Annotated in this window: 10 protein-coding genes; 3 read left to right on the top strand and 7 right to left on the bottom strand. The window is 59.3% G+C overall.

Translation table 11 applies throughout. The features are described 5' to 3' along the window. Window positions 1-19: 19 nt before the first annotated feature. Window positions 20-418, top strand: a complete 399-nt coding sequence (locus ACSQ83_RS30700) for a PPC domain-containing DNA-binding protein (protein WP_414950850.1) — start codon at window positions 20-22, stop codon at window positions 416-418. On the opposite strand, the gene ACSQ83_RS30695 is transcribed toward ACSQ83_RS30700, so the two are convergent. The 4 genes from ACSQ83_RS30695 to ACSQ83_RS30680 all read right to left on the bottom strand — a co-directional run bounded on the left by ACSQ83_RS30695 (window position 409) and on the right by ACSQ83_RS30680 (window position 3,826). After that, window positions 409-1,260 carry a phosphatase PAP2 family protein gene (locus ACSQ83_RS30695; RefSeq protein WP_436230705.1) on the bottom strand — a complete coding sequence of 284 codons (852 nt, stop codon included), beginning with the start codon at window positions 1,258-1,260 and terminating at the stop codon, window positions 409-411. The genes ACSQ83_RS30700 and ACSQ83_RS30695 overlap by 10 nt on opposite strands. Beyond that, a complete protein-coding gene (locus ACSQ83_RS30690) occupies window positions 1,257-2,102 on the bottom strand; it encodes a metallophosphoesterase family protein (protein ID WP_436230704.1) in 846 nt (281 codons plus the stop codon). Before ACSQ83_RS30690 ends, ACSQ83_RS30695 begins: the two co-directional genes overlap by 4 nt. After that, complete coding sequence (locus ACSQ83_RS30685; RefSeq protein WP_436230703.1) at window positions 2,099-3,013, bottom strand: diacylglycerol/lipid kinase family protein; 915 nt, start codon at window positions 3,011-3,013, stop codon at window positions 2,099-2,101. Before ACSQ83_RS30685 ends, ACSQ83_RS30690 begins: the two co-directional genes overlap by 4 nt. Window positions 3,014-3,385: 372 nt before the next feature. Continuing rightward, window positions 3,386-3,826 (bottom strand): CBS domain-containing protein, encoded by a 441-nt coding sequence (locus ACSQ83_RS30680; protein ID WP_299707986.1) that lies wholly within the window; start codon window positions 3,824-3,826, stop codon window positions 3,386-3,388. 367 nt (window positions 3,827-4,193) lie between these two features. Here ACSQ83_RS30680 and ACSQ83_RS30675 point away from each other — a divergent pair, with 367 nt between their 5' ends. Next, the gene (locus tag ACSQ83_RS30675; protein ID WP_414950845.1) at window positions 4,194-5,156 is read left to right on the top strand and encodes a chemotaxis protein; all 963 of its coding nucleotides are present in this window, start codon (window positions 4,194-4,196) and stop codon (window positions 5,154-5,156) included. Window positions 5,157-5,339: 183 nt separating this feature from the next. On the opposite strand, the gene ACSQ83_RS30670 is transcribed toward ACSQ83_RS30675, so the two are convergent. From ACSQ83_RS30670 to ACSQ83_RS30660, 3 genes are all read right to left on the bottom strand, one after another. After that, on the bottom strand, window positions 5,340-5,606 hold the full coding sequence (locus tag ACSQ83_RS30670; RefSeq protein ID WP_414950844.1) for a hypothetical protein: 267 nt from the start codon (window positions 5,604-5,606) through the stop codon (window positions 5,340-5,342). Window positions 5,607-5,930: 324 nt separating this feature from the next. Further along, entirely contained in the window at window positions 5,931-6,368 is a 438-nt protein-coding gene (locus ACSQ83_RS30665; protein WP_436230702.1) for a response regulator, read from the bottom strand. A gap of 178 nt (window positions 6,369-6,546) precedes the next feature. Next, window positions 6,547-6,879 carry a hypothetical protein gene (locus tag ACSQ83_RS30660; protein WP_414950841.1) on the bottom strand — a complete coding sequence of 111 codons (333 nt, stop codon included), beginning with the start codon at window positions 6,877-6,879 and terminating at the stop codon, window positions 6,547-6,549. A 244-nt stretch (window positions 6,880-7,123) separates the two neighbouring features. Here ACSQ83_RS30660 and ACSQ83_RS30655 point away from each other — a divergent pair, with 244 nt between their 5' ends. Continuing rightward, the gene (locus tag ACSQ83_RS30655; protein WP_436230701.1) at window positions 7,124-8,155 is read left to right on the top strand and encodes a transporter; all 1,032 of its coding nucleotides are present in this window, start codon (window positions 7,124-7,126) and stop codon (window positions 8,153-8,155) included. Window positions 8,156-8,161 lie beyond the last annotated feature (6 nt).

Raw genomic sequence — 8,161 nt, 5'->3', positions numbered from 1 at the left:
TAGCCTTGGGGCGTAACTTATGCAAACACTTCCCGTGCGTCTGGTTCCCGGCGACGACCTGCGTGCCGCGCTCGAAGCAATTGCGCGAGACCAAGGCATAGGAGCCGCGTTCGTGATGCAGGGCATCGGCAGCCTGCGCGTGGCGAACCTGCGTTACGCGGGTCTCGACGAGCCAACGCGGCTTGACGGTGACCTCGAAATCCTGACGCTGGCCGGCTCGCTTTCCGCCGACGGCGCACATCTTCACATGGCCGTCTCGAATGCCGAAGGCCGCGTGGTCGGCGGCCATGTATCGCCGGGATGCATTGTGCGGACGACGGCGGAAATCCTGATTGTTTGCCTGGAGGGCGTGCGCTTCTCACGTGATCTGGATTCTGGCACCGGCTTCCCCGAGCTGTCGATACACCCTCAGGACTGATGCCGCGAGCTCGCCGCCGGCCCCGGCCTCGACCAATATCTGCGTGCCAATTCGATGCTCAGGATACACGCCACCAGCCAGATCGTTCCCAGTGCAAAGCCCGCGAGCACGTCGCTCGCGAAATGCACGCGCAGGAATACGCGGCTGCTCGCCGTGGTGACCGCAATCAGTGTGGCTGCCACGATCACGGGCAAGCGCCAGCCGTCCGGCACGACCCGCACAAGCACATACGCGATGATGCCGTAGGTGACAAACGACCCTGATGAATGGCCGCTCGGGAAACTCCATCCGGTGGCGGTGGCGATCGACTGGTCATGCACGGGCCGCACGCGTTCGAAAATGTGTTTGATGATGCTATTGAGCAGGCCGTTGCCGACTATCGCGAGCGTAAAGCCAATCGCGAGTGCGAACCGGCGCCGCGCGATCAGGATGGCTGCGCCGAGCACGCACCAGGCGGCGAGGACCCATGCATCGCCCAGATGCGTGACGAGTGCAAACGCACGGATCACGCCGATAGGAACCGCGCTCGCTATGCCGTCGGCGAACGCCTGGTCCAGGCGGCCGAGTGTCTCGCCGGCGCCGATTTCATCGGCGATTGCAGCGAACAAGGCGGCCGCACCGACGATGATGGCAAAACTCACCGTCAAGTTCACGACCAGCAAGACCTTGGGCGGCAAGCCGCCGTTTTCCCGCGGTAATCCATAACGTTGAACGAGTTGCCACGCGCTCAGTACTACGACCATTGCGAGAGTCAGGGAGACCGCAAACACAATCAGTGCGTGCTCACCGGCTGCGTGCGCTACTTCAAACAGGCCGGTGTACGGCCCTTCAATCTGCTTCATGACAGCGTCGCTAATGGAGTCTTGAGCGACTCGTTATCCAGGTCGATCTCGTGTTGTATGTTGGGTTCAAACGATGCGATCACCCGATTGAAATCCCAACGCGTGACAACCGCACGGCGCGTGCCATTAGTCGACGCATTGTAGTCAATCACGTTCACCGAATTAGGCACCCTTCCACGCACGCGTGAAGACAATGATGTCCCCGCCTGCACGGCCCACATCCGGCGCGGCAAGTCGTTATACGCCACATGCAGCGGCGATACATACGGGAGATGGATATGACCGCCCAGGATCAGGTCCACGCCCGCCTGCGACCATCGTTGAATGGCATATTCGCGGCCGTGCAACAGGTTCCTGATGTCATTGGCACGCGCCGCCACGACTGGCTGATGCGTGACGACAACCCGTAGCTGACGCGGCGTCGCCTGGTCGAGGCGACGCTCCACGCGCTCCACTTGTTGCGCCGATATTTCGCCATCCTTACGACGATACGCACGCGTCGTGTTCACACCGATCACCATGAGCTCGGCCGATTCGAACACGGGGTCGAGATCGTCTCCGAACACGCGCCGGTAATTCGCGTACGGATGAACAATACGCGCGAAAAGGTTATACAGCGGAATGTCATGATTGCCCGGCACGATAACCAGGGGCGTTGCACCCAACGTATCGACGAACGCGCGCGCTGCGCTAAATTGCGCGCGTCTGGCGCGCTGCGTGATGTCGCCGGACATGACAACGAGATCGGGCTGCAGCATATTGGCGAGACGCAGCAACGCTGCCACGACCAGCGGTTGTTCGGTGCCAAAGTGCGGATCGGAAATCTGGAGCAACAGGGTCATGAGCGATTGGCATTGGCAACGTCGGCTTCGGGCTTGAGCAGGAACAGCGGCTCCGGGGCAACGCGAAATTCGAGCGGCAGGGTGATCCAGTTTATCTCGCCATCGGTCGCAACCTTGACGGGTCGTTGACGCTTTGACGGATGCGTCACCGTGATGCGCTTGAACGCGAAACTGATGACGTTGTCTGCGTCGCTCATCCGGCCCGCCGCACCGCGCAGCGTGAGGCCAAGTTGCGCAAGGCGTCCGATTGCCCGCGGCGCAATCGCTGCGAGCAAACCGCGCTCCAGTTGCGGTGCCTCTGCCACGCCGATCTGCTCAAGTTGCAAGCGATTGTTGCCGACAAAAAGTGTCGATGTCCGGACCTCATGCATTGTGCCATCGTGCTCGATGTGAAGACGCAAATGACGATGCGGGCGTAGTAGCGTCACGGCTGCGGACCACAGGGCAATCAAGCGGCTGCGGCCAAACTGGCGCTTGTAGATCTCCCGGTCTTCCAGCAGCTTCGGGTACAAACCCAGACTCGCGTTGACGAGGAACATGCGCTCGTTGACGAAGCCGGCCTGGACCGGAAACGCTCGTGCATTGAGCAGGAGAGCGATGGACTGCGTAGTGTCGGCGGGAATGCCGTGGTCGCGGCTGAAGTAATTGAATGTGCCGCGCGGCAGCACCGCGAACGCACAACCGCTGCCGAGGACTGCCTGGGCGACGGCACACAGTGTGCCGTCGCCACCCGCACCCACCACCACGGCGTTTTGCGCTTTTGCATCGCGTACCGCCTGGCGAGCGGTATCGGCGAGTTGAGAAGGATCGGCGACGACGCGAAGCTCGAACTTTCGCCCAGCCCGCCCGAGGATACTGTCGAGCGCAGCGCGCGTTTCATCGCTTTGCTTGCGCCCCGATCCCGCATTCATCACGATAATAAACGGGGTGTCGGCAGCGATGAGGCGCGGCGCGGAGTTGGAGTTGGTTTGAGGGAAATTGGCAACCGAAGGCGACGTTGAAAGTTCGGGGGGCGTCGAACGGCGCTCCTCTAAGGTCAGGGCCGAGCGCAACTCGGCAAGGGAACAGGCGCGTGAATGTCAGCCCCTGCGATCAGGCCGATGCGCGGCACCCAGGAATTATAACAATTAGCTTACAACTTGATTTGCTGAACAAAACCGGAAGGAGGGTGGAAGAAGAGGAAAAGCATAGAGTGCGTGAACACGACAATACGCAGCGGAACAACTGAAAACGATAAAACGCAGCGCGGCGTCAACACGCCGCGCTGCGTCCTCACGGGCAAACTACATATGCTCGCCTCGTATGTATCCCTCAAGCTGGTGAATGGTGAGCTCCTGCTCCGACATGATGTTTTTCACCAGGTCGCCGATCGAAATCATGCCCACCAGCTTCTCGCCATCGATAACCGGCAAATGCCGCATGCGACGCTCAGTCATCAGCGCCATGCAGTCGTCCGTGGTCTGATCGGGACGCACGAAGCGCACTTGCGAAGTCATGATTTCGCGTACCGGAGTCTGCCGTGAAACACGGTCCATCAGCACGACTTTGCGGGCATAGTCACGCTCGGTCATGATGCCGACAATTGCTTCGCCATGGGTCACGATCAACGCGCCAATGTGCTTCTCCGCCATCATCGCGATAGCCTCGTAGACCGATGCCGTATCGGCGATCGTGAAGATGGTGTGATCGGGTTTCGAATTAAGAACTTGTGCGACTGTTGCCATCGAACGCCTCCGTTGAACCGCGCGACGCCTGCCGGCTGGCGGGCGTTTCACATGGGTGGACAGCTGGCATCCGGATCGTACGACGCGTTTCACAACAGGTTTGCAGAAACCCTCGCATCCAGCGCCTTACATCCATATTACCCAGCCCATTCAAAAAGTATAGGCCAGAGACCTGCTCCGTGAACGCTGGAAAACACTGCTTTTCATGCGTTCAAGGGTCTATCCCGATGCAGCCGCACACGTGACCCGATTGGCGTGAAACAGTCCAGGCATAAAGCACCGAAAGTGCTTCAGTTTCCCCGCACCGCGCCGCTAATCAGGAACCGGCTATTTAGAAGCACGGCATAAATCGATCAGGAGAACCACCTTGAGCAGTTCACAACACGACATCGAACAGCGAGTTCGGCTCGCGGGCAACAACATGTTCGAACTGCTCCTGTTTCGCCTGGGCGAAGCACCGGACTCCGAACAACGTGAACTCTATGGCATCAACGTATTCAAGGTGCGCGAGATCCTAGCGATGCCGCCAATCACCGTGGTCGCCGGCGCCAACCCGGAGATTCTTGGCGTAGCCGATATCCGCGGCCAGATCATCCCCGTGATCGACCTTGCTCAGGTCACGGGCTGCCAGCCGAAGAACGGTCTCAAGATCCTGCTCGTCACCGAATTCGCGCGCACCACACAAGGCTTTGCCGTCGAGGAAGTCGATGACATCGTGCGGCTCGAGTGGAATCAGGTTTTGTCTGCGGAATCGCATTCGAGCGGACGAACGGTGACCAGTTTCGCGCGTCTCGACGGCAACGTGGATGGCTCCCGGCTTGCGCAAGTACTGGATGTCGAACAGATCCTGCGCGACGTGTTGCCATCGACGCAAGTGGAGATCAGTGAAGAGAGCACCGGCCGGATTGTCCTGAAACCGGGTACCAAAGTGCTCGCCGCCGACGATTCGGGCGTCGCGCGCAGCCTGATCGAACAAAGCCTGACCGCGATGGGCGTGCAGTTCATCATGACCAAGAGCGGCCAGGAAGCGTGGAACGTGCTGGAAGATTTACAGAGCAAGGCGGAAAAACACGGCCGGTGCGCCGCGGACGAAATCGCGCTGGTGCTGACCGATCTCGAAATGCCTGAAATGGACGGATTCACGCTGACGCGCCGGATCAAGGCGAACGCCGGCATGCAGGCGATTCCGGTAGTGATCCACTCGTCATTGTCCGGGTCGGCGAACGAGGAGCACGTGCGCAAGGTGGGCGCGAACGCTTATGTGGCCAAATTTGCCGCCGGAGAACTGGCATCCGTAATGCGCGACGCGCTCAAGATGACGGGCACCTGAAACAGTCTTTCCGCATAGGTACAGAAGGCACAAACGCCCGCTGAACTCACGTTCAGCGGGCGTTTGTGCATTCTGTACTTCTGTACTATCCGGCCGTCAAGCTTGGCGCGATCACGGCGGTACCCGTGGTACCGGCCGTGCGCGTAGGAGCCTGCAAACTACTCACACTGCCGAATTACTGGATTACTGACCGAAGAAAACAGATTGTGCCTTGGTCGAGCTATCGCGGCTCGAACCCGACTGCGACACGGTGTTGCGTGCGCCGCCGTACGAGTTCGCTTCAGCGTTGTTTTGCGCAGCGATGGTTTGCGTGTTGATGCCTTGTTGCGAAACCGGAGCGCCAACCGACGGGCGATACGAAGGTGCCGGGCCGTAGCCGCTGGCAAATGCCGGAACAGCGATAGAAGCAGTGGCGGCGATCAGTAACGATGCGAGAAGATTCTTTTTCATGGTGAGCTCCGATATACGTTGGACGTTCGACTGGTTCAGAAAGGCGTCGCAGCGGTCAAACTTCTTTCGGTGGCTGCTTCGTCGATGAAATGCAGTGTATACCCCTACTATCGGATTTTTATCCCCATAAACTTCAATACACTTTTCGCGATAAGCCAATAATCAAAAAAGGTCGGGAGCAGGAAAAATGGACGCGAGTGAGCCTGGAAAAGGCTCACCGGGACGTTGAGGTCGAAATATTTGTAGGGTCGAAACCCATCGAAAATCGAAAATTTTCGAGCGTCGTACTGTTGAACACCTTTTTGGTGACTCAGCGAGCGGCGTTTAGTGAACCTGAACCAGACGGCTGATCAGGTCGACCAGAACACCCGGCGCATTACCCTTCTGACAATAACCATCGAACCCGGCGTGTAGCCCTTTCGAGCGCACATAATCCTCACCGAGCGCCGTAAACGCAATGATTCCCGCGTTTCGGGTGGGAGAAATCCTGCGTAGAACACGTGCAGTTGCAAAACCATCGTGTTCCGGCATGCTGATGTCCAGGATCACGATGTGCGGCACCCAGCCGTCAATCGCCTGCAGCGCGCCAACACCGCTCAGCACGAAACGCGCGTCGCAACCGTCCGCGCTCAGCGCTGCAGCAAGGCCTTCGGCGCTTGCCGCGTTATCGTCGACAACCAGGATTCGCCAGCGTTCGGCGTCGGCATCTACGTTCCGATCGGTCCATAACACGCAGCTTGAAGTAAAGGAGACTGAAACCATGACCGCTCAGATTTATGCATGTGCAGCAAACGGAGCATTTTCCGCGCCAACCTGCCGATTAACCGCGAGCGGTTTGTGTCGATGTCCTGAAAAAACCGCCAAAACACTTGTCCGATAAAGCCAGACAGACTTAAAACCGGCGCCCTCCAGGCTTCGCAACGCGCCGGCGAGCCCGCCTTCAGGATTTGGTCTTGGCTTTTTTGCTGGAAGATTCATCCGTGGAGCGTAGTTTTGCGTTCGCCGATACCAGCAGATTTGCATCGACCTGACGCACCGCGTGTTCAAGTCCGTCCAGCGCGTCTCGCAAACTGCGCTTCTCAGCCTTGTTCAGCGGTTGCGGCCCCAACTCCTCGACCAGCTTCGCCTCTTTCTCCAGACGTTTGAGCAATTTAGCTCCCAGACGGCTGTCGATGGCTTGCTCGCCCAGCAATTCGACGATGCTCGTCGCGAGCCGCGTCAGTCCATCTGCCGTGGTTTGCGTAGGTTCGTCCTGCTCGACGCGATCTTCCATTTGTGTTTCCCCGATGACGCGAAAAGGGTCGGGCTGCGCCCGACGGCCCTCTTGCACCGCGCGAGTCTACCCACAGGGCGTGACAACCATAAGTACTTTCTGTGTCACGCGGCATTTGACCAACAATAACGCAAATCCGGTGATCGTTGCTTGATTCGAAATGCCCGGCAGGGACAATCGAAAGCTGGATGACCTCGCAATTGCCGCTGCCCCTGCCCCTGCCGCTAACGATGACCGAATCTCGATGACTGAATTACGAACCAACCCGCTTCCCTACGCCTCGGATTTCTCGGGCATCGTGTGCGGGTTTCGTTTCGCGCAGGACGCGCCCGGCGTGCCGATCGACTCCGCCGGGGCGCTCGACTGGCTGGCGCAATCCAGCGCCAAGCGCGCTTCCGGCGACTTCGTCTGGCTGCACTTCGACCTTGCGAACAGCGCAAGCGAACGCTGGATGCGCACGCACCTCGACCTGCCCGACGCCTTCTTCGAGAACTTGCGCGACGGCTCGCATTCCACGCGAATAGAACATCAGGAAGGCGCGCTGCTCGCGGTCATCAACGACGTGATGTTCAACTTCGACGTGAGCCCCTCCGAAATCGCAACCTTATGGGTCTACACGCGCGAAAAGCTGCTCATCACCGCGCGGCTGAAACCGCTGCGTTCCATCGATACGCTGCGAGAGTCGGTACGCAATGGCGAGGTCTTCCGGTCGACGGCCGAACTGCTCATCCATCTGTTGCGCGACCAGGCTGACCTGCTGGTACAAATCGTTCGGAAAACGAGCATCGATATCGACCGGATAGAAGATCGCTTCCTTTCGATGAGATCCCCCGCCACTCGGTCGGAACTCGGCGCGTCGCGACGCGTGCTGGTCAGGCTGCAGCGTTTGCTCGCGCCGGAACCGGGATCGATTTTCCGGCTGCTGGCGCGCCCTCCACGCTGGCTTGAGACGCTCGACCTTCAGGATCTGCGGGACGCCACCGAAGAATTTTCGCTGGTGCTAGGCGATCTGGCGGGACTGGTCGAACGCATCAAGCTGCTTCAGGAAGAGATCGCCGCACGCACGGACGAGCAAAGCAACCGCACGCTGTTCACGCTGACGCTGGTCACCGTGCTGGCGCTGCCGATCAATATTGTCGCGGGGATTTTCGGCATGAACGTCGGCGGCGTGCCGCTCGCCGAAAACAAGCACGGTTTCTGGGTGATGGTGGCGATCGTTGCAACCTTCACTGCGCTGGCGGGATGGTGGGCCTTCTACCGGCGGCGCGGCAAGTAAACAACC

The sequence above is a fragment of the Caballeronia sp. LjRoot29 genome, assembly GCF_964252755.1.
Classification (GTDB): domain Bacteria; phylum Pseudomonadota; class Gammaproteobacteria; order Burkholderiales; family Burkholderiaceae; genus Caballeronia.
This window is presented reverse-complemented; position numbering and strand designations above follow the sequence as displayed.